The sequence below is a fragment of the Streptomyces sp. NBC_00162 genome, assembly GCF_024611995.1.
GTDB lineage: Bacteria > Actinomycetota > Actinomycetes > Streptomycetales > Streptomycetaceae > Streptomyces.
In genome coordinates this window covers 5,984,523-6,009,269 of sequence record NZ_CP102509.1, presented here as the reverse complement: position 1 = coordinate 6,009,269, position 24,747 = coordinate 5,984,523, and the positions used below count along the sequence as shown (strand labels likewise).

Annotated in this window: 17 protein-coding genes; 9 read left to right on the top strand and 8 right to left on the bottom strand. The window is 72.3% G+C overall.

Translation table 11 applies throughout. The annotated features are described in order from the left end of the window. Nucleotides 1-958: 958 nt before the first annotated feature. The 5 genes from JIW86_RS27885 to JIW86_RS27865 are packed head-to-tail and all read right to left on the bottom strand — an operon-like array spanning nucleotide 959 to nucleotide 6,750. Entirely contained in the window at nucleotides 959-1,972 is a 1,014-nt protein-coding gene (locus tag JIW86_RS27885; protein WP_215140662.1) for a LacI family DNA-binding transcriptional regulator, read from the bottom strand. Then, a complete protein-coding gene (locus JIW86_RS27880) occupies nucleotides 1,957-3,546 on the bottom strand; it encodes a glycoside hydrolase family 13 protein (RefSeq protein WP_215140663.1) in 1,590 nt (529 codons plus the stop codon). The genes JIW86_RS27885 and JIW86_RS27880 overlap by 16 nt, the downstream gene beginning before the upstream one ends. Nucleotides 3,547-3,597: 51 nt before the next feature. After that, on the bottom strand, nucleotides 3,598-4,437 hold the full coding sequence (locus JIW86_RS27875) for a sugar ABC transporter permease (RefSeq protein ID WP_215140664.1): 840 nt from the start codon (nucleotides 4,435-4,437) through the stop codon (nucleotides 3,598-3,600). A gap of 2 nt (nucleotides 4,438-4,439) precedes the next feature. After that, nucleotides 4,440-5,468 carry a carbohydrate ABC transporter permease gene (locus JIW86_RS27870; protein ID WP_215140665.1) on the bottom strand — a complete coding sequence of 343 codons (1,029 nt, stop codon included), beginning with the start codon at nucleotides 5,466-5,468 and terminating at the stop codon, nucleotides 4,440-4,442. Nucleotides 5,469-5,475: 7 nt separating this feature from the next. Continuing rightward, nucleotides 5,476-6,750 carry an extracellular solute-binding protein gene (locus JIW86_RS27865; protein WP_215140666.1) on the bottom strand — a complete coding sequence of 425 codons (1,275 nt, stop codon included), beginning with the start codon at nucleotides 6,748-6,750 and terminating at the stop codon, nucleotides 5,476-5,478. 222 nt (nucleotides 6,751-6,972) lie between these two features. Here JIW86_RS27865 and JIW86_RS27860 point away from each other — a divergent pair, with 222 nt between their 5' ends. From JIW86_RS27860 to JIW86_RS27850, 3 genes are all read left to right on the top strand, one after another. Then, on the top strand, nucleotides 6,973-8,583 hold the full coding sequence (locus tag JIW86_RS27860; RefSeq protein ID WP_257556608.1) for a glycoside hydrolase family 13 protein: 1,611 nt from the start codon (nucleotides 6,973-6,975) through the stop codon (nucleotides 8,581-8,583). 26 nt (nucleotides 8,584-8,609) lie between these two features. Then, a complete protein-coding gene (locus JIW86_RS27855; protein WP_257556607.1) occupies nucleotides 8,610-9,650 on the top strand; it encodes a LacI family DNA-binding transcriptional regulator in 1,041 nt (346 codons plus the stop codon). A 109-nt stretch (nucleotides 9,651-9,759) separates the two neighbouring features. Then, nucleotides 9,760-10,644 carry a phosphatase PAP2 family protein gene (locus JIW86_RS27850; protein ID WP_215140669.1) on the top strand — a complete coding sequence of 295 codons (885 nt, stop codon included), beginning with the start codon at nucleotides 9,760-9,762 and terminating at the stop codon, nucleotides 10,642-10,644. On the opposite strand, the gene JIW86_RS27845 is transcribed toward JIW86_RS27850, so the two are convergent. Beyond that, complete coding sequence (locus JIW86_RS27845; RefSeq protein WP_257556606.1) at nucleotides 10,641-12,236, bottom strand: amidohydrolase; 1,596 nt, start codon at nucleotides 12,234-12,236, stop codon at nucleotides 10,641-10,643. The two genes, JIW86_RS27850 and JIW86_RS27845, sit on opposite strands and share 4 nt — an antisense overlap. Further along, nucleotides 12,158-13,681, bottom strand: a complete 1,524-nt coding sequence (locus JIW86_RS27840; RefSeq protein WP_257556605.1) for an APC family permease — start codon at nucleotides 13,679-13,681, stop codon at nucleotides 12,158-12,160. Before JIW86_RS27840 ends, JIW86_RS27845 begins: the two co-directional genes overlap by 79 nt. A gap of 107 nt (nucleotides 13,682-13,788) precedes the next feature. On the opposite strand from JIW86_RS27840, the gene JIW86_RS27835 reads away from it, so the two are divergent. The 4 genes from JIW86_RS27835 (at nucleotide 13,789) to JIW86_RS27820 (ending at nucleotide 16,617) form a co-directional block, all read left to right on the top strand. Further along, nucleotides 13,789-14,397 (top strand): TetR/AcrR family transcriptional regulator, encoded by a 609-nt coding sequence (locus JIW86_RS27835; RefSeq protein WP_257556604.1) that lies wholly within the window; start codon nucleotides 13,789-13,791, stop codon nucleotides 14,395-14,397. Between the two features lie 58 nt (nucleotides 14,398-14,455). After that, complete coding sequence (locus JIW86_RS27830) at nucleotides 14,456-15,028, top strand: maltokinase N-terminal cap-like domain-containing protein (protein WP_257556603.1); 573 nt, start codon at nucleotides 14,456-14,458, stop codon at nucleotides 15,026-15,028. A 90-nt stretch (nucleotides 15,029-15,118) separates the two neighbouring features. Then, on the top strand, nucleotides 15,119-15,652 hold the full coding sequence (locus JIW86_RS27825; protein WP_257556602.1) for a SigE family RNA polymerase sigma factor: 534 nt from the start codon (nucleotides 15,119-15,121) through the stop codon (nucleotides 15,650-15,652). Next, on the top strand, nucleotides 15,649-16,617 hold the full coding sequence (locus JIW86_RS27820) for a hypothetical protein (RefSeq protein ID WP_257556601.1): 969 nt from the start codon (nucleotides 15,649-15,651) through the stop codon (nucleotides 16,615-16,617). The genes JIW86_RS27825 and JIW86_RS27820 overlap by 4 nt, the downstream gene beginning before the upstream one ends. Nucleotides 16,618-16,708: 91 nt before the next feature. Here the strand turns inward: JIW86_RS27820 and JIW86_RS27815 are convergent, their stop codons facing one another. Next, complete coding sequence (locus JIW86_RS27815) at nucleotides 16,709-19,696, bottom strand: bifunctional [glutamine synthetase] adenylyltransferase/[glutamine synthetase]-adenylyl-L-tyrosine phosphorylase (protein WP_257556600.1); 2,988 nt, start codon at nucleotides 19,694-19,696, stop codon at nucleotides 16,709-16,711. A 388-nt stretch (nucleotides 19,697-20,084) separates the two neighbouring features. Here JIW86_RS27815 and JIW86_RS27810 point away from each other — a divergent pair, with 388 nt between their 5' ends. Further along, nucleotides 20,085-22,427, top strand: coding sequence for a PIG-L family deacetylase (locus JIW86_RS27810; protein WP_257556599.1), 2,343 nt, complete (start codon nucleotides 20,085-20,087; stop codon nucleotides 22,425-22,427). Between the two features lie 207 nt (nucleotides 22,428-22,634). Further along, nucleotides 22,635-24,689, top strand: coding sequence for a PIG-L family deacetylase (locus JIW86_RS27805; RefSeq protein WP_257556598.1), 2,055 nt, complete (start codon nucleotides 22,635-22,637; stop codon nucleotides 24,687-24,689). Nucleotides 24,690-24,747: the final 58 nt, after the last annotated feature.

Here is a 24,747-nt window from a genome sequence, read left to right as displayed (position 1 = left end):
GGGTGCGGAGGCTCTCCCGGTCGCCCATGAGCCGCATCGCCCACCCTTCCCACGAGACCTTCACGACAGGGCATCGTCACGCAGGTGGCCGACTCCGCCTGCCGAGTGGCTGCAGTTCTGACACGGGCAAGACGGAAAGGGGGCGATATCACTGAACCTCTAAAAACCCCGGCAATTCGCACGTTGTCGACCATGCAAAAAACCCCGGCAATTCGCACATTGCCGGTCACGTCCGCCACATCAGGTCGCCACTAAACCGGCGGAGAACTGTTCGACGCATTCCCATGCCCGGCGCAGCAATAAAAGGGTGAGAATTTTCTTAAATCGAAAGAAGTATTATACGCCTATTGCTGTAGGTGCGATAAGTTCATCATTCGCATCCCCCCAAGGTTGCGTGCGACCGAGAAGGAGGAACTCGTTTCGTGGCACGGCTGACGAAAGGAATACACGGGCCCGGGGTCCGGCTCATCCCCACGCAGTCCGGGAGAAGGGTTGCGTGAGCATGGCCGCCTCTGGTGACCCAGCCGATCGTGGCCCATGGCCGATGGCTCGTCGTCGTCTCCGGCTGGCCGCAACGCGGGTGGCGCGTACCGCGTGGGCGGCGCTGGCGAAGGTGGGACACCGCGTGGCCGAAGCGGGCACGGCGTGCGCAGCCACCCCACCCCGGACGAGAACGGCGACGATCCATGCGCTCCAGGACGAATACAGGGCGGGTTTCCCTCTGCCCTTGCCGCCTCCGGCGAGCGCCGCGAGCGACCTCCACGAATGTCCATGGTGTCGAACCCTTGGAAAACCCGAGACTCCCGGCCGGTCCGGCTCCGCTGAGGACTGTTGACCGTGACCGGAACCCGTGGAGGGGGACCACATCGCATGGCCCTTACCCCCTCGCTCCCCGCCCAGCCCCGGAGCGGGGAGCGAGGGGGTAAGGGCCCCGCACGCACCTAAAGCCGTACCCCGCCTACGGCGCCTGGGCCGTCGAGCCGCGGACCACCAGTTCCGGCTGGAACACGTACTCGGTGCGCTGGACCGGGGTGCCGGCCACCGCCTCCAGCAGCGCGCCCACCGCCGCCGTCGCCATGGCGCGGACCGGCTGGCGGACCGTGGTCAGCGGCGGGTCCGTGAACGCGATCAGCGGCGAGTCGTCGAAGCCGACGACCGAGACGTCCTCCGGGACCCGGAGCCCGCGTTCGCGCGCCGCCCGTATGACTCCCAGCGCCATCGGATCGCTCCCGCACACCACACCCGTGCAGCCCCGGTCCAGCAGTGCGCCGCCCGCCGCGTGGCCGCCCTCCACCGTGAACAGCGTCCGCTGGATGAGGCCCTCCGACTCCGCGGACGGCACGGCCGCAAGGAACCCCTGCTCCTTGCGGGCCGACGGCACGTACCGCGTCGGCCCGATCGCCAGGCCGATCCTGCGGTGCCCCAGGTCCTCCAGGTGCCGCACCGCCATGTCCGCCGCCGCCCTGTCGTCCGGGGAGATGAAGGGCGCGTTCACCTGCTCGTTGAAGCCGTTGATCAGGACGAAGGGGGTGCCGCGCGCAGCGAGTCGCTGATAGCGCGACGGGTCCGCCGCCGAGTCCGCGTGCAGGCCCGACAGGAACACGATCCCCGTGACCCCGCGTTCCTCCAGCTGCTCCACCAGCTCGTCCTCGGTGGCCCCGCCGGGGGTCTGCGTGCACAGCACGGGCGTGTACCCGTGCCCGGCCAGCGCCTGCTCGATGACCTGTGCGAAGGCCGGGAAGATGGGGTTCGTCAGCTCCGGGATCAGCAGACCCACCAGGCCGTTGCTGCGGCGCTTGAGCCGCACCGGCCGCTCGTAGCCCAGCAGGTCGAGCGCGGCCAGCACCTTGTGCCGGGTGCCGGCCGCCACGCCCGATTTGCCGTTGAGCACACGGCTGACGGTCGCCTCGCTGACCTGGGCCTGCGCGGCGATGTCCGTCAGCCGCAGCGGGGAAGTCACCCCTTCCACCACACCGCGGTGTCGGCGGGAAGGACGTCCGGCTCGGCGAGCGGGCCGCTCGCGAGGAGCACCGTGCCGGATGCGGGGAGGCGTACGGCCGCGGACGTCGTGTTGACCGTGCAGACGAAGCCCCCGCGCCGGAACGCCAGCACCCCCTCCGGGGCGGTCAGCCACTCCACGGCGTCGCCCGCGCCCAGGTCCGCGTGCTCGCGGCGGATCCGCAGCGCCGAGCGGTACAGCTCCAGCGTGGACGCCGGGTCACCGGTCTGCGCCGCCACGCTCAGGCCCGCCCACTCGGCCGGCTGCGGGAGCCAGCTGCCCCCGCTGCCGAAGCCGTACGGGGCCTGGTCGCCGGACCACGGGATCGGCACCCGGCAGCCGTCGCGCAGCCCGTCCTGGCCGTTCGCCTTGAAGAAGGAGGGGTCCTGGCGCACCTCGTCCGGGAGGTCCGTCACCTCCGGAAGCCCCAGCTCCTCGCCCTGGTAGACGTACGCCGACCCGGGCAGGGCCAGCATCAGCAGCGCGGCGGCGCGTGCCCGCTCCAGGCTGCCGAACCGGGTCCGGTGCCGTACGACGTCGTGGTTGGACAGCACCCACGTCGTCGGGGCGCCCACCGGGCGCATCGAGTCGAGCGAGTCGTCGATGGCGCCGCGCAGCGCGTCCGCGTCCCAGCCGGTGCTCAGGTAGTGGAAGTTGAAGGCCTGGTGCAGCTCGTCGGGGCGCAGGTAGAGCGCGGTGCGGTCCGCGCTCGGCGTCCACGCCTCGGCGACGCCGATGCGGTCGCCCGCGTACTCGTCGAGGACCCGGCGCCAGGAGCGGTAGATCTCGTGGACCCCGTCCTGGTCGAAGAAGGGCAGCACCTGGTTGCCGAGCAGCTTGAGCTGCTCGTCGCGGCCGAGGTCGGGCAGGCCGGGGGCCTTGACCAGTCCGTGGGCGACGTCGATGCGGAAGCCGTCGGCGCCGAGGTCGAGCCAGAACCGCAGGATGGAGCGGAACTCGTCCTGGACGGCGGGGTGTTCCCAGTTGAAGTCGGGCTGCTCGGGGGCGAAGAGGTGCAGGTACCACTCCCCGTCGGCGACCCGGGTCCAGGCGGGCCCGCCGAAGATGGACTCCCAGTCGTTCGGCGGCTCCGCGCCGTCCGCGCCCTGCCCCGGGCGGAAGTGGAAGCGCTCGCGCAGCGGGGTGCCGGGGCCTTCGCGCAGCGCCTGCTTGAACCATTCGTGCTGGTCGGAGCAGTGGTTGGGGACCAGGTCCACGATGATGCGCAGGTCCAGGGCGTGGGCCTCGCGGATCACGGCGTCGGCGTCGTGCAGGGTGCCGAACATCGGGTCGATGGCCCGGTAGTCGGCGACGTCGTAGCCCGCGTCGGCCTGCGGGGAGGCGTAGAAGGGGCTCAGCCAGACGGCGTCGACCCCCAGTTCCTTGAGGTAGGGCAGGCGGCTGCGGATGCCTTCGAGGTCCCCCATGCCGTCCCCGTTGGAGTCGGCGAAGCTGCGCGGATAGACCTGGTAGATCACCGCTTCTCTCCACCAGCCGGGCTGGGTGCCGGTGGAGGTGGGAAGTGCGTCGGCGAGGTGCTGGGTCATGTCGTCCTTGGAGAGATCGGGCCGGGGGTGAGAGGGGGCAGGCACGGGTGGTCAGCCCTTGGTGGCGCCTGCCGTCATTCCGGCGACGAGGTGACGCTGGGCGAAAACGAAGAAGATCGCCGCGGGGATGGCGATGAGGACCGAGGCGGCGCTCATCGCACCCCAGTTGGAGGTGTACTGGGTGACGAAGGTCTGGAGCCCGCCGGCCAGGGTGAGGTTCTCCTCGCCGACCATGAAGGCGGAGGCGTAGGCGACTTCGCCCCAGGCGGTGATGAAGGCGTAGAAGCCGGTGACGGCGAGGCCGGGCTTGGCGAGCGGCAGGATCAGCCGCCAGAAGGTGCCGAAGGGGTTGAGCCCGTCGACTCGGCCGGATTCGTCGATCTCCACCGGGATGGTGTCGAAGAAGCCCTTCATCATCCAGGCGCAGAACGGCACGGCGATGGTGAGGTAGGTGATGATCAGACCGAGCGGCTGGTTGAGCAGGCCGAGGTCGCCCATCAGGTTGTAGAGCGGGACGATCAGGATGGCCATCGGGAACATCTGCGTGATGAGCAGGGTCCACATCAGCGGCTTCATGCCGGGGAACTTGAAGCGGCTGACCGCGTATCCGGTGGTGGCGGCGATGAACACACCGAGGACGGTGGTCACGCCGGCGACCAGGACGGAGTTGGCGAACCAGCTGAGGAAGTGGCTCGACTCCAGCAGGTACTCGTAGTTGCCGAGGGTCGGGTCCTTGACGAAGTCGGTGGTGATCGCGTGCTCGGCGGGCTTGAGCGAGGTCAGCAGGATCCACAGCACCGGGAAGACGGCGATGACGGACGCGCCGAGCAGGGTCAGGTGCAGGCCGACGGAGGCGAGCGGGGCGCGGGCGCCCCGAGTGCGGGTGGTCATGGTCACCACACCTCTCCCTGCTTGCGCAGCGAGCGCCGGTAGACCAGCGCGAAGATCATGAGCAGGGCGAGGATCAGTACGCCCCAGGTCGCGGAGCCGGCGAAGTCGCGCGGGCTCGAGACGAACGCCTCGCGGAAGGCCTGCGTCACCAGGATCTCGGTGGAGTCACCGGGTCCGCCGCGGGTGAGCAGGAAGATCACCGGGAACATGTTGAAGGTCCAGATGGTGGAGAGCAGGATCACGGTCATGCTCACCGCGCGCAGCCCGGGCAGGGTGATGTGCCGGAACCGCTGCCAGGCGCTCGCGCCGTCCATCTCGGCGGCCTCGTAGAGCTCACCGGGGATGGACTGCAGCCCGCCGAGCAGGGCGACCATCATGAAGGGGACGCCGAGCCAGACGTTGACGGCCACGACCGAGAACTTGGCCCAGGTCGGGTCGTCGAGCCACGGAATGGCGGCGATGCCGCCGCCGTCGAGGATCTTGTTGAGGATGCCGTTGTCGCGGTTGAAGAGGAACCGCCAGGCGAAGACCGAGACGAAGCCGGGGACGGCCCAGGGCAGGATGAGCGCCATCCGGTAGGCGGCGCGGCCCCGGAAGTCCCGGTTGAGCATGTTGGCCAGGACCAGGCCGAGGGTGAAGGTGATGGACACGCACGCGACGGTCCACATCACCGTCCACACCAGCCGCTGCAGGAACACCGGGTCGCCGAGCACGGCCGTGTAGTTGTCGAGTCCGACGAACTCGTACGTGGCGTCAATGTGACGCGCGCCGATCGTGCGGGCGACGTTGCGCTCGTTGGCGTCGGTCAGCGACAGGTAGACGCCGCGGACGAGCGGCCAGCCGATGATCACGCCGAGTACGAGCACCACCGGGGCGATCATGGCCCAGGCGTACCAGTGGGTGGCGAGGGCACGCCTCAGTCCACGTGTGTTCCCGCTGTCAGTCCTGCGGCTCCGGCCGCGGGCGGCGGCGTCGTTCTCGACGCCGTCGCCCGCGGCCTTCGCCACCGACTGGCTGGTGTGAGCAGCCATCTTGTCGTTACTTCCAACCCTTGAGGATCTTGCGGAACTCGACGCCGGCCGCCTTGGCGGCGTCCTCGGGGCTCGACGCTCCGGTGATCGCCTTGGTGTATTCGACCTTCAGCGGCTCGAAGAGGGAGCCGTTCTCCGGGATCCAGGCGCGCTCGACGGCCTTGTCCACGGCCGGCTTGAAGAACTGCACCATCTCGCTGCTCTTGACGTCCGGCTGCTCGTAGGCGGCCGTGCGGGTCGGGAGCAGGCTCAGCTCCTTGGCCGACTGCACCTGGACCTCCTGCGAGGTCATGTAGTCGACGAAGGCGTGGGCCGCGGCGCGGTTCTTGGAACCGGCGTAGACACCGAGGTCGTGGCCGCCCTGCGGGGCGCCCGCCTTGACCGAGCCGGCCGGGACGGCGGCGACGCCGAGGTTGGCCTTGTCCTTGAACTGGTCACCGGCGTAGGTGTCGGCGACCGCCCACGGACCGTTGATCATCATGGCGGCCTCGCCGGACTTGAAGGCCGTCTGCATGTTGGTCCAGCCGTCGGTGGCGTTGGTGACCGCCGCGCCCGAGGTGACCAGGTCACGGGCGGTCTTGAACGCCTTGACGCCCGCCGCGTTGTCGACGGTGACCGTCTTGTTCTTCGCGTCGACCAGGTCGCCGCCCTCGCCGTAGATCAGCGGGAGGAACCAGTAGGAGTCGTCGCCGCGCAGGTAGAGCCCGGCCTTGCCGGTCTTCGCCTTGATGGCGGCGGCGGCGGTCTTCAGCTCCTCGAGCGTCTTGGGGGGCTGGACCCCGGCGTCGGCGAGCATCTTCTTGTTGTAGAAGAGGCCGAGGGTGTCGATGACCTGCGGCACGGCGTAGGTCTTGCCCTCGTACTTGCCACTGGCCGCGGCCTGCGCGAGGAACTCGGAGTCGACCTTCTTCGCCGTCTCGGCCGGGACCTCGTCGAGGTAACCCAGGGACGCGAAGTCGGCGACCCAGCCGACGTCGGCGCGGATCACGTCGGGGGCGTCGGAACCGCTGCTGAAGGCGTTCTTGACCTTGTTCTGCGCGTCGCCGTACGGGACGTTGACGTACTTGACGGTCACCTTCGGGTGCTTCGCGGTGAACGCCTCGGCGATCTTCTGGAAGCTGGCCTTCTCGGCGTCGTTCGACGTGTCCCACCAGGTGACGGTGCCGGACAGCTCGCCGCCGGCCTTCGTCTCGCCGGCCGCGTCCTTGTCGTCCCCACCGCAAGCCGTCGCCGCGAGCGCCAGGGCCGCGACCAGCGCGGTGGCCGCTATGCCACGCCGCATATGAACTCCTTCGATGATCCCGGCCGCGCCCTCGCGGTCCCGAGTTGCCAGGAACGTAACAAGGCTGAAAGAAGACCGAAAGGGCTTGCGGCAATTTTCTGCAAGAAGGGCTGATCGTTACATCGGTGTGTCCGTACGGTTGCCGCAGCTTGCTGTTAGTTCGAGTCACCTTCGACTGTCCCGGCCCGCAACCAGGGGGCGTGTGCTCGCGTTGACCCCGATATGACCCATGAGTCGACGGCCGTCCAGCTTGCAAGCGCTTCCAGCAACGCCACCGCAAGCAGTGGCTGGTGGCGTGATGCCGTCATCTACCAGGTGTACGTGCGCTCCTTCGCCGACAGCGACGGCGACGGCGTCGGGGACCTGCGCGGGGTGCGCGAGCGCCTCCCCCACCTGGCCCGCCTGGGGGTCGACGCCGTGTGGCTGACCCCCTTCTACGTCTCCCCGCAGGCGGACGGCGGCTACGACGTCGCCGACTACCGGGCCGTCGACCCGCTCTTCGGGGACCTCTCCGACGCCGACGACCTCGTACGGGCCGCCCACGCACTGGGGCTGCGGATCATCGTGGACGTGGTGCCGAACCACACCTCCGAGCAGCACGCGTGGTTCCGGGCCGCCCGCGCCGGGGATCCGCGGGCCCGGGCGCGCTACCACTTCCACCCCGGCCGGGGGCCCGGCGGCGCCGAGCCGCCGAACGACTGGGAGTCCGTCTTCGGCGGCCCCGCGTGGACCCGTGTCGAGGACGGCGCCTGGTACCTGCACCTCTTCGCCCCCGAGCAGCCCGACCTGGACTGGGGCCATCCGGAGGTCGCCGCCGAGTTCGCCTCCGTCCTGCGCTTCTGGCTCGACCTCGGCGTCGACGGCTTCCGGGTGGACGTGGCCCACGGCATGGTCAAGGCCGCCGGCCTGCCCGACATCGGGCACGGCGCCCAGGCCACCCTCATCGGCACGCAGCCGCTCCCCTTCTTCGACCAGGACGGGGTCCACGAGATCCACCGCTCCTGGCGCCGGCTCCTCGACTCCTACGAGGGCCCCCGGATCGGGGTCGCCGAGGCCTGGGTGCCGACCTCCGAGCGCCTCGCCCTCTACGTCCGCCCCGACGAACTGCACCAGGCCTTCAACTTCCGCTTCCTGAACTGCCCGTGGAACACCACCGCCCTGCGGACCGTGATCGACGAGTCCCTGGCCGCCACCGCCTCGGTGGGGGCGCCCACCACCTGGGTGCTGTCCAACCACGACGTCGTACGGCACCGGACCCGCTTCGGCAGCCTGGAGCGGGCGCGGGCCGCCGCGCTGCTGATGCTGGCCCTGCCCGGGTCGGCGTACGTCTACCAGGGCGAGGAGCTGGGCCTGCCGGAGGTCGCCGACCTCCCGGACGAGGCCCGCCGGGACCCCGCCTTCCTCCGCACCGCGGGTCAGGACGGGCTGCGCGACGGCTGCCGGGTGCCGCTGCCCTGGTCCGGCGCGGAGCCCCCGTACGGTTTCGGCCCGTCGGGCACCTGGCTGCCGCAGCCCGCCGGCTGGGGCGGCCTCAGCGTCGCCGCCCAGACCGGCGATCCGCACTCCACCCTCGAGCTCTACCGCGCCGCCCTGGAACTGCGCCGGGCCCTGCCCGGTCTCGGCTCCCCGGACTCGGGCCCGCTGACCTGGCTGCCCGCGCCCCAGGACGTGCTCCTCTTCACCCGGCCCGGCTTCGCCTGCACCCTCAACAGCCGGCCCACCCCGGTCGAACTCCCGGAGCCCGGCCGCCCCGTACTGTCCAGCGCGCCCGTGGAGACGGACGGCCGCACGGTGCTGCTGCCACCGGACTCGTGCACGTGGTGGGCAATCTGAACGTGCGACCGGTACAGTCCAATCCCGTGACCGCACGGCTAGCCGACATCGCAGCCCAGGCGGGGGTCAGCGAAGCCACAGTCAGCCGCGTGCTCAACGGCAAGCCCGGTGTGGCCGCGGGCACCCGTGAATCCGTACTGGCCGCGCTCGACGTGCTCGGCTACGAACGGCCCGTACGGCTGCGCCAGCGCAGCGCGGGCCTCGTCGGCCTGATAACGCCCGAGCTGGACAACCCCATCTTCCCGGCGCTCGCCCAGGTCATCGGCCAGGCGCTGACCCGGCAGGGCTACACGCCCGTGCTGGCCACGCAGACGCCCGGCGGGTCCACCGAGGACGAACTGACCGAGATGCTCGTCGACCGCGGGGTCTCCGGGATCATCTTCGTCTCCGGCCTGCACGCGGACACGACCGCCGACATGGGCCGCTACGACCAACTGCGCGGCCAGGGCGTCCCGTACGTCCTCATCAACGGGTTCTCCGACAAGGTGCAGGCGCCCTTCGTCTCCCCCGACGACCGCGCGGCGATGCAGCTCGCGGTCACCCACCTGACGGCGCTGGGGCACACCCGGATCGGGCTCGCCGTCGGGCCGAAGCGCTTCGTGCCGGTGGTCCGCAAGATCGAGGGCTTCCGGCTCGGGATGAAGGAGCGGCTCGGGCTCGACGAGGCCGAGACCGAGGAGCTGATCCAGCATTCCCTGTACACGCTGGAGGGCGGCCAGGCCGCCGCGACCGCACTGATCTCGCGGGGCTGCACGGCGGTGGTGTGCGCGAGCGACATGATGGCGCTCGGTGCGATCCGCGCCGCCCGGCAGCAGGGGCTGCGGGTGCCGCAGGACGTGTCGGTGGTCGGCTTCGACGACTCCCCTCTCATAGCGTTCACCGATCCGCCGCTCACCACCATCCGGCAGCCGGTCCTGGCCATGGGGCAGGCGGCCGTCCGGACCCTGCTGGAGGAGATCGGCGGTACGCCGGCCCCGCACAGCGAGTTCGTCTTCCTGCCCGAGCTGGTCGTCCGGGGGTCCACGGCCTCCGGCCCCGGACAGGCCCGGGGCCGGAGTCGTCCGTAGGCCGCAGCCGTCCCTCAGGCCGGAGTAGTCCGTAGGTCGGAGCGCAGGCGCCCAAGACCGTCCCGAGGGATGATCGGAGGCGAGATCGCATCTGGCAGACTCTCTCCCCATGGGTGAAGCGAGCGTGAAGACACTGGAAACCCGGACGGACGTCTCGTCACCCCCCGTGGCCGAGAGTGAGGTCCGGACGGGGTCCGAGCGCTCCCTGCTGACCCGGCTGCGCAGTCCGCGCCGGCCGCGGATCTGGTTCGAGGTCCTGCTCATCGCGGTCAGCTACTGGACCTACTCGCTGATCCGCAACGCGGTGCCGGAGCAGAAGGCGGCCGCCCTCGCGAACGCCGACTGGATCTGGAGCGCCGAGCGGACGCTGGGCATCGCCGTCGAGCAGACCGTCAACCACGCCGTGAACTCCGTGACGTGGCTGGTCGTGGGCATGAACTACTACTACGCCACGCTCCACTTCATCGTGACCATCGGCGTGCTGGTGTGGATCTACCGTTTTCATCCCGGGCGTTACGCGGCCACGCGCCTCGTGCTCTTCGCCACCACGGGCGTCGCCCTGGTCGGCTACTACCTCTACCCGCTCGCGCCGCCCCGGCTGATGAACGGGCAGGACTTCGTCGACACCGTGCTGGTCCACCACACCTGGGGCTCCATGGCCTCCGGGAACCTCAAGCACATGTCGAACCAGTACGCGGCGATGCCGTCCATGCACATAGGGTGGTCGCTCTGGTGCGGGCTGACGATCTTCGCGGTCGCCTCGGCCCCCTGGGCCCGGATCCTGGGCCTGCTCTACCCGGCGGCGACCCTCGTCGTGATCGTGGCCACCGCCAACCACTTCTGGCTCGACGCCGTGGGCGGCATGCTCTGCCTGGCCTTCGGCTACAGCACCTCGCGGGCCTGGTTCGGCTCGCTCCCGCACCAGCTGCCGCGCCACCCCGAGCACGCGGGTCCGCACCCGGCGGCGGCGCTGCTGAACCGCTTCCGCCGCTAGGCCCCCCGGATCCCGCTCTCCCGGTGGGTGACGCGCCCGCCGGACATCGTGAGGCGGACCGGGGCCTCGGCCAGCTCGTCCACCCCGGCCGTGACCGGGTCGAGTGCGAAGGCCGTCAGATCCGCCCTCCTGCCGGGTGCGATCCGGCCCGCCACCTGCTGTTCCCCGGCCGCGAGCGCCGCGTGCGAGGTCATCCCCTCCAGCGCCATCAGCCCGGTCAGGGCCGGTCCCGCCGATGCCGCGCCGAGCGGGCTGCGGGCGGTGACCAGGACCTGGCGGGCGTCGTAGTGGGCGATGGGCCAGTCGGAGCCGAGCGCGAGGACCGCTCCCGCGTCCCGCAGGTCCCGGCAGCGCCAGGCGCGCCCGGCCCGGTCCTCCCCCAGCCGCCTGGACCACTCGTCGGTGTGGTCGGCGCGGGTGTACGCGGTGTGCGGCGGCTGCATCGAGGCGATCACCCCGAGCTCCGCGAACCGCTTCAGCTGGTCGTCGGGCACGGTTTCGATGTGCTCGATCCGGTGCCGCATCCGGGCCTGCCCGCCGAGCGCGGCGACCGTGTCCAGGACGTGGCGGACCGCCGCGTCGCCGATGGCGTGGGTCGCGGTGCGCACGCCGGCCGCGTCGAGGACCCGTACCGCCCGGGCGTAGGCCCGCGGGTCGGGCCAGAAGGCGTCGGTGCCCTGGCCGTGGCAGTCGGCGTGCTCCAGCCAGGCGGTGCCGCCCTCGACGGTGCCGTCCATGAAGAACTTCACGCCGCCGACCTGCCAGTGGCGGCCGGCCAGGCGCTGGAGCTCGATCAGCCCGGCCAGTTCCTCCTCGTCCGCACCCGGCATGCACCAGGGGGCCAGGCGCAGCCGCAGCGGCAGGTGGCCCTCGTACTCGACGGTCGCGAGGAGGGCCGGTACGTCTCCGTCGCCGAGGTCCATGACGTGGGCGCCGGTCAGTCCGGTGGCGGCCATGGCGTCGAGGAGGGCGACGAGGCGGGTGCGGCGTTCGGCGTGGGTGGGCTTGGGGACCAGGGCTCCGACCAGCGCCATCGCGGCGTGCTCGACGAGGTGGCCGGTGGGGCGGCCGCCGGCGTCGCAGACGATGGCGGAGCGCTGGGCGAAGGTGCGGGGGCCGGTGATGCCGGCGGCGGCCAGGGCCGGGCCGCTGGCGAGGGCCGAGTGGCCGTCGTAGAGGCGCAGGAAGGCGGGGGCGCCGTCCAGCGCGTCCTCGATCAGGGTGCGGTCGACGGGCTGTCCGCCGAAGGCGTTGTGGTCGAGGCCGTGGCCCACGACCCAGCCTTTGGTGCGCTCGGCGGTGCGCAGGGCGGCCCGCAGCTGTGCGAGGTCGCGGACGGCGGAGAGGTCGGTGCCCGCTGCCATCTCGATGCCCCAGACGGGGTGGCTGTGGGCGTCGGTGAGGCCGGGGGTGAGGGTGGCGCCGCCGAGGTCGATCAGCTCGGTGCCGGGGCCGCGCCAGTCGCGTACGTCGGCCTCGTCGCCGACGGCGGTGATCTGCCCGTCGCGGACGGCTACCGCGCGGGCCTCGGGGCGGCCGGGGTCGAGGGTGCGGACGCGGGCTCCGGTGAGGACGGTGTCGGCAGCGGGCACTGCTCTGCTCCTTCGGGGTGGGCGGGCTCTTCGGCGAAGCGGGCGTAGACCTCGGGGCGGTGGGTCTTGAGCCGCTGGGCGAGGGCGAGGCCGGCCAGGAAGACGGCGGGGACGAGGGCGACGAGGAGGGTGTTGACGGCGGTGGAGGCCATGGTGAAGAGCGCCACCTTGGAGACGACCAGGAAGATCGCCACGGCCAGCAGGACGGCGGCGGTGACGGGCGCGACGACGGTCCGCCAGGGGCCTTCCCGGTGGGCGACGCGCCGGAAGTAGACGGGTACGGCGAGGGCCGTGAGCAGCATCAGGGCCATGAGGGCGATCATGCCCGGGGTGTTCACCCACAGCAGCAGCTGCTGGTAGGGGTCGGCTCCGGCGAGGGCGAAGCCGAGGACGATCACGGCTCCGAGCGCGGTCTGGGCGGCTCCGGCCAGGTACGGGGAGCGGTGACGGGGGTGGACGCGGCCGAGGGCGGCGGGCAGGACGCCTTCCTCGGCGAGGACGAGCGCGTACCGGTTGATGGCGTTGTGGAAGGCGAGCAGGGAGGCGATGACGCTGGTGACGATGAAGACGTGCATCAGGTCCGCCGCCCAGGGGCCGACGTAGGTGGTGATCGCGGCGAAGAAGAGGCCGCCGGGGTCCTCGGTGGCGGCGGTGACCACCTCTTCGGCGCCGAAGGCCTGGATGACGGTCCAGACGACGAAGGCGTAGAAGAGGCCGAGGAAGGCGACGGCGAGGTAGGTGGCGCGCGGGATGGTCCGCTGGGGGTCGCGGGCCTCGCGGCGGTAGATGACGGTCGACTCGAAGCCGGTGAAGGCGGCGAAGGCGAAGGCCAGGACGGCGGCGGTGCCGGGGACGAGTACGGCGCCGGGGGCGAAGGAGGCGGCCGACAGCCCGTGGGCGCCGCCCTTGAGGAGGACCCCTCCGGCGAGGAGGACGAGTATCCCGGTCTCGGCGACGAGCAGCACGCCGAGCAGCTTGGCGCCGAAGTCGATGGAGCGGAAGCCGCCGTACCAGATCAGCAGGAGCCCGGCGAGGGAGACGGGGAGCCAGGGGATGTCGAGTCCCCAGAGGGCGCGGCCGGTGTCGGCGGTGGTGGTGCCGAGGAGCCCGTAGACGCCGATCTCCATGCCGTTGTAGCCGATGAGGGCGAGGAGCGCGGCGCCGATGCCGACGCGCTTGCCGAGGCCGCGGGTGATGTAGGCGTAGAAGGCTCCGCCGCTGCGGACGTGGCGGCTCATGGCGGTGAAACCGACGGCGAAGACGGCGAGGGTGAGGCCGGCGAGGAGGTACCCGGCGGGGGCGCCGATGCCGCCGAGCAGGATCGCGACGGGGGCGACGCCGGCCATGACGGTGAGCGGGGCGGCTGCGGAGACGACGAAGAAGGTGATGTCGGCGGTGCCGAGCGCTGCGGGGCGCAGCTCGGCCGGTGTGGTGCTTTCGGGCAAGGCAGGGGCCCTTCTGCTGGGGAGGCAGAAACCTAAAGGCTTTCGGTTTGCGGCAATGTAGCCTCCGGTTTTGGCATACGGGAAGACCTTGAAGAGGGAGAGAACCGATGGCACGGCCGCGCACCCCCCTCCTCGACCGGGAGCGGATCGCCAGGACCGCCCTGCAACTGGTCGCGGAGCAGGGCGAGTTCAGCGTTCCGCAGATCGCCCGGGCGCTCGGGGTGCAGACCGGGTCGGTGTATCACCACGTGGACGGCCGGGCCGGGGTGGTGGAGCTGATACGGGAGCTCGTGTGCGAGCGGATCACCGACGAGGCCCTGACCCTGGAGCCCTGGGACCGGGCCCTGGAGGAGTGGGCGCGCTCCTACCGGGCGGCCTTCGCCGCGTACCCCCGGGCCATCCCGCTGCTGATGACCACGCCGGTCCGGGCCCCGCGGGTGCTCGCGCACTACGAACGCGCGGTCGCCCTGCTGCTGGCGGCGGGGTTCGGCAGCGCCCAGGTGATGCCGCTGCTGACCGCCCTGGAGAACCTGATCCTGGGCTCGGCCCTGGACCTGGCCGCCCCCGAGGCCATGTGGGAACCGTCCCCGCAGACCCCGCTGCTGGCCCGCGCCCTGTCCACCGTGGGCGCCGGCCGGGCGGACGCGGCCTTCGAACTGGGGCTGGCGGCGTTCCTCACGTACGCCCGGACCCTGCGGGGCGGGGCGAAGTCCTAGGATCCGGAGGGCAGTTCGTCCACCGCCATCCCCCGCTATCCCCTGGAGTCACGTCCGCATGGCTGTCATCCACCACACCACCATGACCCCCGGCAAGCTGGAGCTCCTGGCGTCCTGGCTCCCGTCGCAGCCCTGGTACGCGGGACGGCCCGGCCGGACCCCGGAGCTGGCCAAGGCGGGCGGCTTCCGGCTGGACGACCCAGAGGGCGAGGTCGGCATCGAGTTCATGGTCGTCACCGATGGCGCCGGCGACGGCCCGGTCGCCTACCACGTCCCCCTCACCTACCGCGGGGCCCCGCTGGAGGGCGCCGAGCACGCCCTCGTCGGCACGTCGGAACACGGCGTACTGGGGCTGCGGTGGATCTACGACGGCGCCCAGGACCCGGTCCTGCTGGCCCGGTTGCGTGCGCTGTTCCGGGGCGAGGCGGTCCCCCAGGCCCAGAGCGAGAGCGACGCCCCCGACCCCACGGTCACGGTCGTCCCGGGCAAGGACGGCCCCACCCTCTCGGTGACCCGCGTCCTGCACCCGGGCGCTCCGGCGGGTCCGGACACCCCCGCCCACGTCTCGGCGACGTGGCAGACCCCGGACGGCACGCCGGCCCGAGGCGTCTTCGCGTCCCTGGACGTGTGACGCGGCGCGGCCGAGGCCGCATGAGATTTTTCCCGGCGCCGGGCAACCGAACTCGAACAGGAGGTGGTCAAGGGGGCGAAGGGGGTGCCGATGCAAGCCCAAGAAGAGGCTCAGTTCCAGTCGTTCGTCGCCGCGCGCTGGACTCATCTGGTGCGGACCGCGTACCTGCTGACCGGCGATCCGCACGATGCGGAGGACGTGACCCAGACCGCGCTCGCGAAGGCGTACCGGTCGTGGCGGCGGGTCGCGCGCAGTGACAGCCCCGAGGCGTACGTCCGCCGGATGCTGGTCACCTGCAACAGCGACCGGTTCCGCAAGCGCCGGGTCGCCGAGCGGCTGACGGACAGCGTGCCGGACACCTCCGTGCGCGACAACGCCGTGGCGTGGGCCGACGAGCGCAGCGTGCTGATGGAGGCGCTGGCCCAACTACCCGCCCGACAGCGGGCGGTGGTGGTCATGCGGTACTGGGAGGACCTCTCGGAAGCCGAGACCGCCGATGTCCTGGGCTGCTCCCAGGGCACGGTCAAGAGCCAGGCGTCCAAAGCGCTGGCGAAGCTGCGCGCCTGGCCCGGGCTGGGGCAGATCACGATGACGAACGAAACGCATCAGGGGGCGCTCCGGTGAACGGGCGAGACGACGGGCAGGGCGGGCACGGCGGACAAGACGGCCACGGCGGGCAGGACGGCTTCGAGTCGGACCTGCGGGTGCAGATGGCCCAGGGCGCGACGGCCGTGCGGCCCGCTCCCGCGCCGTACCAGGCGATCGTCCGGCAGGGCCGCGTGGAGCAGCGGCGGCGCAGGCTGGCGGTGGCGGGGGCGGCCCTGGTCGTGCTGGCCGTCGTACCGGTCACGGCCATCGCCCTCACCGGCGACCGCGGCGCCGGGCCTTCGGACCGCGTGACCGTGGCGGGTGGCGGCCCGACGCCGAGCGCGGCGCCGCAGTCGCCCCAGCCGCCCGCCGGGCCGGCCGCTCCGGCGACTCCCGGGCAGCTCGCCGACGGCATCACCCTCCCGGAGGCGGCCGCCGGGCTGGAGCAGTGCCTGGAGTACGACCGGCAGCGCCCCGGCGGGGCGGGTTTCCAGCGCAGCGACCTGGGCAAGGCCGCCGATTACCGGATCCTGCTCGCCCACCGCAGCACCGGCAACGACAACACCCCGGGCGACGGCCGCTACATCGTCGCCGTCAAGGAGAACCCGACGCCCACCCGGATCATCTGCAGCATCAAGAACGGCCAGACGAGCGGCCTCAACACCTCCGTCGGTGCGGACGACAATCCCGAGCGCGGCCCCGTCGTTCCCGACATCAACGGAGGCAAGCTCTACCTGCAGCGGCTGAGCTCCGAGGGCCCCTGGAAGCTGCCCTACCGCTGGGGCAGCATCGGCACCGTCGTCGACCCCCGCGTCGCCCGGGTCACCGTCAGCTACGGCGGCGCCACCGCCGAAGCCGCCCTCGACCACGGCTGGTTCGCCGCCACCGGCATCCTGGAACGGGCCGTCACCCAGGCCCCGCGGATCAAGGGCTACGACGCCCAGGGCACCCAGGTCTACGACTCCGACCAGGACAAGTCCTACGACAAGCCCATCCCCTAGCCCCTCTCCGGGCTGTGCCTCGGGAGTGGGACCTCGCCGCCGTACAGGGGTCGGCGGCGAGGTCCCGCTCCCGTGCCGGGTCGCACGGCCCCTACGCCCCGTAGAACAGCTCGTCCACGACCGCGCGGGCGCGGCGGGTGATGCGGCGGTAGTCGTCCAGCAGCTCGCCGACCGTGCCCTCCGCGTAGCCGAGGTAGCGGCCCACCGCCGCCAGTTCGCGGGCTTCGGAGGGGAAGGTGTCCCCGGCGCGGCCGCGGACCAGCATCACCGCGTTGCGGACCCGGGTGGCCAGTACCCAGGCCTCGTCCAGGATCTGCGCCTCCTCGGTCGGGATCAGCCCGGCCGCGTGGGCGGCGGCCAGCGCTTCGCGGGTGCGGGTCGTGCGCAGTCCCGGTTCGGCCCACGCGTGTCGCATCTGGATCAGCTGGACGGTCCACTCGACGTCGCTGAGGCCGCCGCGGCCGAGTTTGGTGTGCAGGGTCGGGTCGGCGCCGCGCGGCATCCGCTCCGATTCCATCCGGGCCTTGAGCCTGCGGATCTCCCGTACGGCGTCCTCGCCGAGGCCCTCCATCGGGTAGCGCAGCGGGTCGATCAGGTCGATGAAGCGCCGGCCCAGCTCGGCGTCGCCCGCGACCGGTTCGGCGCGCAGCAGGGCCTGGCTCTCCCAGGTCAGGGCCCAGCGCCGGTAGTACGCGGCGTACGAGGCCAGCGTGCGCACCAGCGGGCCGGAGCGGCCCTCGGGGCGCAGGTCGGCGTCGATGAGCAGCGGCGGGTCCGCGGTGGGCAGTTGGAGCAGGCGGCGCATCTCGGCGATGACGGCCTGGGCGGCCTTCGCGGCCTCCTGTTCGTCGACGCCCTCGCGGGGTTCGTGGACGAACAGGACGTCGGCGTCGGAGCCGTAGGACAGTTCGTGCCCGCCGAAACGGCCGACGCCGATGACGGCGAAGCGGGTGGGCAGGGTGTCGCCCCAGTGGGAGCCGACGGCGGCGCGCAGGGCGCCCGCGACGGTGGCGGCGGTGAGGTCGGAGACGGCTCCGCCGACCTGGTCGACGAGGGCTCCGTGGTCCTCTTCGGCCGGGCTGTCCTCCGTGCCGTAGGAGCGGATGATGTCGGCCGCGGTGGTGCGGAAGAGCTCGCGGCGGCGGACCCCGCGGGCGGCGGCGACGGCGGCCTCGGGGTTCTCGGCGCGGCCGACGGCGGCGAGCACCTCCTGCTCCAGGGCCTCGTGGGCACGGGGCTGGAGGCCCTCGGGGTCGCCGAGCAGGGCGACGGCCTCGGGGGCGCGCATCAGCAGGTCGGGGGCGAGGCGGCCGGCGGACAGGACGCGGGCGAGGTTCTCGGCGGCGGCCCCCTCGTCGCGGAGCAGGCGCAGGTACCAGGGGGTCTTGCCCAGGGCGTCGGAGACCTTGCGGAAGTTGAGCAGCCCGGCGTCCGGGTCGGCGGAGTCGGCGAACCAGCCGAGCATGACCGGCAGCAGGGTGCGCTGGATGGCCGCCTTGCGGGTGACGCCGGAGGCGAGGGCCTCGAGGTGGCGCAGGGCCGCGGCCGGGTCGGCGTAGCCGAGGGCTTCGAGGCGCTGGCCGGCGGCGCGCGGGGAGAGCCGGGTCTCGCCGGGGGTGAGCTGGGCGACGGCGTCGAGCAGCGGCCGGTAGAACAGCTTCTCGTGCAGGCGGCGCACGACGGAGGCGTGGCGGCGCCAGGCCTTGTTGAGTTCGGCGACGGGTTCGGTGCGCAGGCCCATGGAGCGGCCCAGGCGCCGCAGGTCGTGCTCGTCCTCGGGGACGAGGTGGGTGCGGCGCAGCCGGTAGAGCTGGATGCGGTGCTCCATGGTGCGCAGGAAGCGGTACGCGTCGTGCAGCTGGGCGGCGTCGGTGCGGCCTACGTAGCCGCCGGCGGCGAGGGCGTGCAGGGCGTCGAGGGTGGTGCCGGAGTGCAGGGTGTGGTCGCTGCGGCCGTGTACGAGCTGGAGCAGCTGGACGGCGAACTCGACGTCGCGCAGGCCGCCGGGGCCGAGCTTGAGCTCGCGGTCGACCTGGGCGGCGGGGATGTTGTCGACGACGCGGCGACGCATCTTCTGGACGTCGGCGACGAAGTTCTCGCGCTCGGCGGCCTGCCAGACGAGGGGGCTTATGGCCTCGATGTACTGCGCGCCGAGGTCGGGGTCCCCGGCGACGGCGCGGGCCTTGAGGAGGGCCTGGAACTCCCAGGTCTTGGCCCAGCGCTGGTAGTAGGCGAGGTGGGAGGAGAGGGTCCGCACGAGCGGACCGTTTCTGCCCTCGGGGCGGAGGTTCGCGTCGACGGGCCAGATGGTGCCCTCGACGGTGGTCTCGGAGCAGATCCGCATGAGGTGGGAGGCCAGGCGGGTGGCGGCCTGGATGCCCTTGCCCTCGTCGCTGCCGCTGCTCGCCTCCCCGACGAAGATGACGTCGACGTCGGAGACGTAGTTCAGTTCGTTGCCGCCGCACTTGCCCATCGCGATGACGGCGAGGCGGCACTGGGCGGCGTCTTCGGGGGCGGCGGCGCTCGCGATGCGCAGGGCCGCGCGGAGGGTGGCGGTGGCGAGGTCCGCGAGCTCGGCGGCGCTCTGTGCGAGGTCTATGGTCCCGCAGACGTCGCGGGCGGCGATGGACAGCAGGCAGCGGCGGTACGCGACGCGCAGCGCGACCGGGTCGTGGGCCTCGGCGAGGCCGTGCTCGAACTCGGGGAGCCCTGGGTGCAGGTCGGCGGCCTCGTAGGTGACGAGGGCGTGCCAGTCGCGGGGGTGGCGGGCGAGGTGGTCGCCGAGGGCCTCGGAGGCGCCGAGCACGCCGAGGAGCCGGTCGCGCAGCGGCTTGGCGCTGACCAGCGTGTCGAGGAGCACGGACAGTTCCTCGGGCGGCTGCGCCTCGGCGAGCCGTACGAGCCCGAGGAGGGCGAGGTCGGGATCGGCGGTGGCCCCGAGGGCGTCGAGGAGCACCGGATCGGCGCGTACGGAGGCCAGCGCGTCGGCGTCGAGCAGCCGGGCGGCGGCGGAGGGGTCGGTGAAGCCGCTGCGAAGCAGCCGGATGAAGGTGCTGCTCCTGCGTCCCGGGACTGTCATCCCGCCGCCTCCCGCGGTTGTCGCTGCCACTGCCCTGGCGTACCTCCACGTGAGCCTAGCGCTGTGACCGTGAAGGTTCACCGGGCCACGGCCCCCGGCACGGCACCTCGCGGCGTTGTCGGACCGCGCAAGTACGTCCAGTTACGAGCCGCGGGCCTCCGCCTTGCGATGCACCGCCCCTGGGGGCACCTCCCTGGGGGTCCCCCCGGACGGAGTCTGGGGGAGGTAGCTGGGGGAACCGCGCCCCGGCAAACCTTCCCAGCCACAGCACCGGCCGGAGCAGGCGTTCGACTCACCGGCACGTACCATGAGCGGGATTATCTGATTATCCGAAGACTTATGGCGTGATGGGGCCCACTCCCCGCCGACCCTGGCCGCGAGGAGCCCCATGTCCGACGGACGCCCCTACCCCGGCTCCGCCAGGCCGGAGCCGGCGCCCGGCGGACGCAAGGCCGCACGGCGGGCCCGCGAGGCCGAACGCACGGGCGGCCGGCGCGGCCGAACGAAGGCCACCGTGGCGCCGGAGCCAAAGCGCGGACGCCGCCGGGCCGGAACCGCCGTAACCGAACCCGCCGCACCGGAAGCCGGGCGCGGACGCCGCCGGCGCGGAAGCGCCGCGGCCGGAAGCACCGCGCCGGAGCCGAAGGGCCACCGCTGGGCCGGGTTCGTCAAGGTCGTCGCCCTCTGCGCGGCCACCGCCGCTGGCAGCATGCTCATGCTCCGAGGCAACGACGCCCTCGACCGCCTGGCCTCCCCCGTGGTTCCCGACAGCAAGGCCACCGCCCCCGCGGCCCCCGCGGACGCGCCCGACCCCGGCCGGGTGCTCCAGATCATCGCGCATCCCGATGACGATCTTTACTTCATGAATCCGGACCTGCGCTACTCCATATCCGCCGGCCTCCCCGTCACCTCGGTCTACCTGACCTCCGGCGAAGCCGACGGCATCAACGCCGGCTCCGCCAAGCAGGCCACCACCGCGCCCAACAAGCCCGCCTACGCCGAGGCCCGCCAGAACGGCATACGCGCCGCCTACGCCAAGATGGCCACCGGCGACCGCGGCAGCGCCTGGAAGCGCACCGTCGTCCCGACCAGGGGCGGCGGCCACGCCGAGGTCGACGTCCTCGTCGCCAGGCCCCAGGTCAACCTGGTCTGGCTCCAGCTCCGCGAGGCCGGCAACGTCTACGCCGACGTCCCCGACAGCCTGCACGGCCTGTGGGACGGCAAGGTCCCCCGCCTGGAGTCAATGCTCGCCTCCGGAACCCCGGTCAAGCAGAGGTTCACGTACACCAAGGACCAGGTCGTCCAGACCCTCGTCGGCATCCTGGACCAGTACAAGCCGACCACCGTGCGCTCCCAGGACCCGACCCCCGGCCGGTACCCCGACACCAAGCGGTACACCGACCACCAGGACCACTTCTACGGCGCCCGCTTCGTACAGCTGGCCACCGCCGCGTACGCGAAGGACGTCAAGGACCGCCCGCACTTCGCGCTCCAGAACTACCTCGGCTACTTCAACGGCTCCCTGCCCAGCGCCCTGGACCCGGACGAGGCCAAGGAAAAGCTGGACATCCTGGACACCTACGCCTGGCTCGACCAGCAGAACCACTGCGGCAGCGACGCCGGCTGCGGCGACCTCAAGGTCGCCGACCACCCGGCGGGCAACCACTGGTCGGACTCCATCAACTACGCCCGCGGCACCGGCACCTCCTGGCTGGCCTCCGACAAGGAGCACGGACTGTGGGCCTTCAAGGTGCTCGACGGCCAGGTCGCCGTCTGGCACCGGCAGGGCCTGATCGGCCGCTGGAGCGGTCCGAACCTGCTGCCCGGCACCGGCATGGACCCGGGGGTGTCCACCGTCACCCTCAAAGACGGCCGGATGGCCGCCTTCGGCACCCGCACCTCCTTCGGCGCGAAGCCCGCCGATTACAAGCGCGAGATCGTCTACGCGGTCCAGAAGGGGCCGGGCTCCGAGGAGTTCGGGGAGTGGCAGTCGCTGGGCACCCCGGAGACGGCGGACGAGAACTGGACCTCCGACATCAGTGCGCCGGCCGTCTCGGTCGACGGCACCGGGCAGCTGGCGGCGTACGTTCGCGACGGTGCGTACACCCTGCGCGGCAGGGTGCAGCAGGCGGACGGCAGCTGGGGGCCGTGGGAGAAGTACGGCGGGTCCGACCTGCACGGCACCCCGGCCACCGCGACCGACGGCGCCGGGCGCCGGATGGTGTTCTCGGCGACCTCCAAGACGGTGGTGGGCTGGGTGCAGCCGAATCCGGGCGCCGCCCTGGGCCCGGTCACCGCCACCGGACTGCCGGACACCACGCTCCCGCTCACGGCGGAGGGCCGCGAGGGCGGGGTGCGGCTGTGGTTCCGCAAGCCGGGCTCCGGCAACGTCCGTACCGCCCTCATGACGGGTGACGGCGGGCTGAAGCTGAACCATCTCACCGACCTCGGCGGGCTCAAGGGCTTCGGCTCGGTGACGGCGAGCGGGCACGTGCTGGCGGGCCGCGCGGCGGGCGGGCAGCTGGGCTCGGACGTCGGGTGGGGCCGGCCGTGGGAGCGGTCGCCGCTGATGTTCGTCGGCGCCCCGTCCTCGACGATGACCGGCAAGAACCTGGTCAGCCTGGCCGTGGTGGGGCTCGACGCACGGCTGTACGTGACCTCGTCGGCGGACGCCCCGGACGCGCACCTGGCTCCGTGGCAGCCGGTGGGCCCGCGCAACGCGGGTCCGTAGCGCAGCGGATCGCAGCCACGCGGACGAACGGCCTCCACATTTCGGTCACATATCCGGATCAAAAACTCCACAGGGCACAATCACGTCCGGTCATTTCCGGAAAGCAGGAGTCATCGCCGAAATCGGTGAACCAAGTTCCCCGTAATGGCCTCTCTCTGACTGCTCAGCGGTTTTCCCGCCCGGACGATCGAACCCTAGGCGTGCCCGATGCCCATGACCCGCCGCCGCTTCGCGGCTCTGCTCGGCGTGCTCACCGCCGGCACCACCGGTGTGCTCGCCGTCGCCTCCGGCCAGCAGACGTCGGCCGGGGCCACCCAGGAGAAGAGCGCCGCCGCACTGCCCGCGAGCGTCACCGCCGGATCGGTCGTCCAGGTCGTCGCGCACCCCGATGACGACCTGTTCTTCATGAACCCGGACCTCAGCCGCTCGCTGCTGTCCGGCGTCCCCGTCACCACCGCCTACCTCACTTCCGGCGAGGCCGACGGCCGCAACGAGGCGCACGGCGCGAGCATCCGGGACCCCGAGCAGCCCGCCGACCGCACCCACTACGCGGAGGCCCGGCAGAACGGCATACGCTCCGCCTACGCGCAGATGGCCACCGGGGACCGGACCAGCGCGTGGAAGCGCACCGTCATACCCACCGCAGGCGGCGGCCAGGCCGAGCTCGACGTGCTCATAGCGAAGCCGCACGTCAACCTGGTCTGGTTCCAGCTGCGCGAGGCCCGCAGCACCGGCGCGGACACCCCCGACAGCCTGCGCGGCCTGTGGAACGGCCGGATACCGGCGCTGGGCGCCCAGCTGACCTCCGGCACCCCGGTCAAGCAGCAGTTCACGTACACGAAGGACCAGCTGATACAGGCGATAGCCGGGGTCCTGGCCCGCTACGAGCCGACGACGATACGGATGCAGGACCCGACGCCGGGCCGGTACGAGGAGAGCGGCCGGTACACCGACCACCAGGACCACATGTACGGGGCGCGGTTCGTGCAGGCCGCCTCGGCCGCCTACGCCGCCCAGTACACGGACCGCCCCCGGTTCGCGGTCCAGAGCTACCTCGGCTACCACAACAGCACCCTCCCGCACGCGCTGGACCCGCAGACGGCCGAGACGAAGACCGGCTTCCTGCGGACGTACGCCTGGCAGGACCGCCAGGACTACTGCGGCTCCCCCTCGGGCTGCGGCGACCGCAAGGTCGCGGGCAACCCGACCGGGCGCAACTGGGCGCAGTCGCTGCGCTACACCCGCGCCGACCACACCTCCTGGCTGGTCGAGGGCACGCCCGGCCGCCTCTGGGCGTTCGCCACGCTGGACGGGCAGACCGCGTACTGGACCCGGAACCCCGGCGGCGACTGGACGGGCCCGTCCCTCCTCCCGGGCACCGGCATCGACCCGGGGGCGACCACCGCCCGCCTGCCGGACGGGCGGATCGCGGTCCTCGCCACCCGCACCGTCTTCGGCTCCCCGCAGCCCGAGGACTACCGCCGCGAGGTCGTGTACGCCGTCCAGTCCGCGCCCGACGGGGCGTTCGGGCCGTGGCAGTCGCTCGGCACCCCCGAGCACGTCGACGAGGACGGCACCTCGTCGATCAGCGCACCGGCCGCGGCCGTGGACGCGGCCGGCCGCCTCACCGTCTACCTCCGCGACTCCCGGCGCACCCTGCGGGCCGCCACCCAGCAGCCGGACGGCGGCTTCTCCTCCTGGCGGCGGCTGGGCGGCGAGGACCTGCAGAGCGACCCGGTGACGGCGCTCGACTCCGCCGGGCGCCGCCACGTGTACGCCACCACCACCAAGTCGGTCCTGGCCTGGACCCAGGCCGCCCCGGGCGCCCCCCTTGTCGGGCCGCAGCCGACGGGCCTGCCCGCCACGACGGTCCCCCTCTCGGCGGCCCCGGACGGCGCGGGCGTCCGGCTGTACTTCCGCCGCCCCGACTCGGGGGTCGTCCGCTCCGCCCTGGTCACGGCGGGCCCGGGCAAGCCCCAGGTCTCCAGCGTCTCGGAGGCGGGCGGCCGGGCCGGTTACGGCGCGGTCGGCGTCGCGGGCCGCCTCATCTCGGGCCGCGCGGACAGCGGCACCATCGGTACGACGGGCCTGGGCGGCCCGCCCGCGTGGACGGAGTCCGGGATGCTCTACGCGGGCGCCCCGGCGGCCGTCGTCGAACCCGCGGGCTCGACGACGGCGGTCCTGGGCCTGGACGCGCAGCTCCACACCACCACCACGGCCGCGGCACCCGGCCGCCCCATCTGGCGCCGCGCGGTCCGCTGACGTCCGGGAGACTCCGCAGGCCCGCCCGGGTGGGTTCGCTGACCGGCCCGGGAAGAGG

Excerpts from the sequence above, each read along its gene's own strand:
- JIW86_RS27880 (WP_215140663.1), bottom strand. The coding sequence starts at position 3,546 with ATGACCCAGCACCTCGCCGACGCACTTCCCACCTCCACCGGCACCCAG.
- JIW86_RS27875 (WP_215140664.1), bottom strand. The coding sequence starts at position 4,437 with ATGACCACCCGCACTCGGGGCGCCCGCGCCCCGCTCGCCTCCGTCGGC.
- JIW86_RS27870 (WP_215140665.1), bottom strand. The coding sequence starts at position 5,468 with ATGGCTGCTCACACCAGCCAGTCGGTGGCGAAGGCCGCGGGCGACGGC.
- JIW86_RS27865 (WP_215140666.1), bottom strand. The coding sequence starts at position 6,750 with ATGCGGCGTGGCATAGCGGCCACCGCGCTGGTCGCGGCCCTGGCGCTC.
- JIW86_RS27860 (WP_257556608.1), top strand. The coding sequence starts at position 6,973 with ATGACCCATGAGTCGACGGCCGTCCAGCTTGCAAGCGCTTCCAGCAAC.
- JIW86_RS27850 (WP_215140669.1), top strand. The coding sequence starts at position 9,760 with ATGGGTGAAGCGAGCGTGAAGACACTGGAAACCCGGACGGACGTCTCG.
- JIW86_RS27835 (WP_257556604.1), top strand. The coding sequence starts at position 13,789 with ATGGCACGGCCGCGCACCCCCCTCCTCGACCGGGAGCGGATCGCCAGG.
- JIW86_RS27830 (WP_257556603.1), top strand. The coding sequence starts at position 14,456 with ATGGCTGTCATCCACCACACCACCATGACCCCCGGCAAGCTGGAGCTC.
- JIW86_RS27825 (WP_257556602.1), top strand. The coding sequence starts at position 15,119 with ATGCAAGCCCAAGAAGAGGCTCAGTTCCAGTCGTTCGTCGCCGCGCGC.
- JIW86_RS27815 (WP_257556600.1), bottom strand. The coding sequence starts at position 19,696 with ATGACAGTCCCGGGACGCAGGAGCAGCACCTTCATCCGGCTGCTTCGC.
- JIW86_RS27810 (WP_257556599.1), top strand. The coding sequence starts at position 20,085 with ATGTCCGACGGACGCCCCTACCCCGGCTCCGCCAGGCCGGAGCCGGCG.
- JIW86_RS27805 (WP_257556598.1), top strand. The coding sequence starts at position 22,635 with ATGCCCATGACCCGCCGCCGCTTCGCGGCTCTGCTCGGCGTGCTCACC.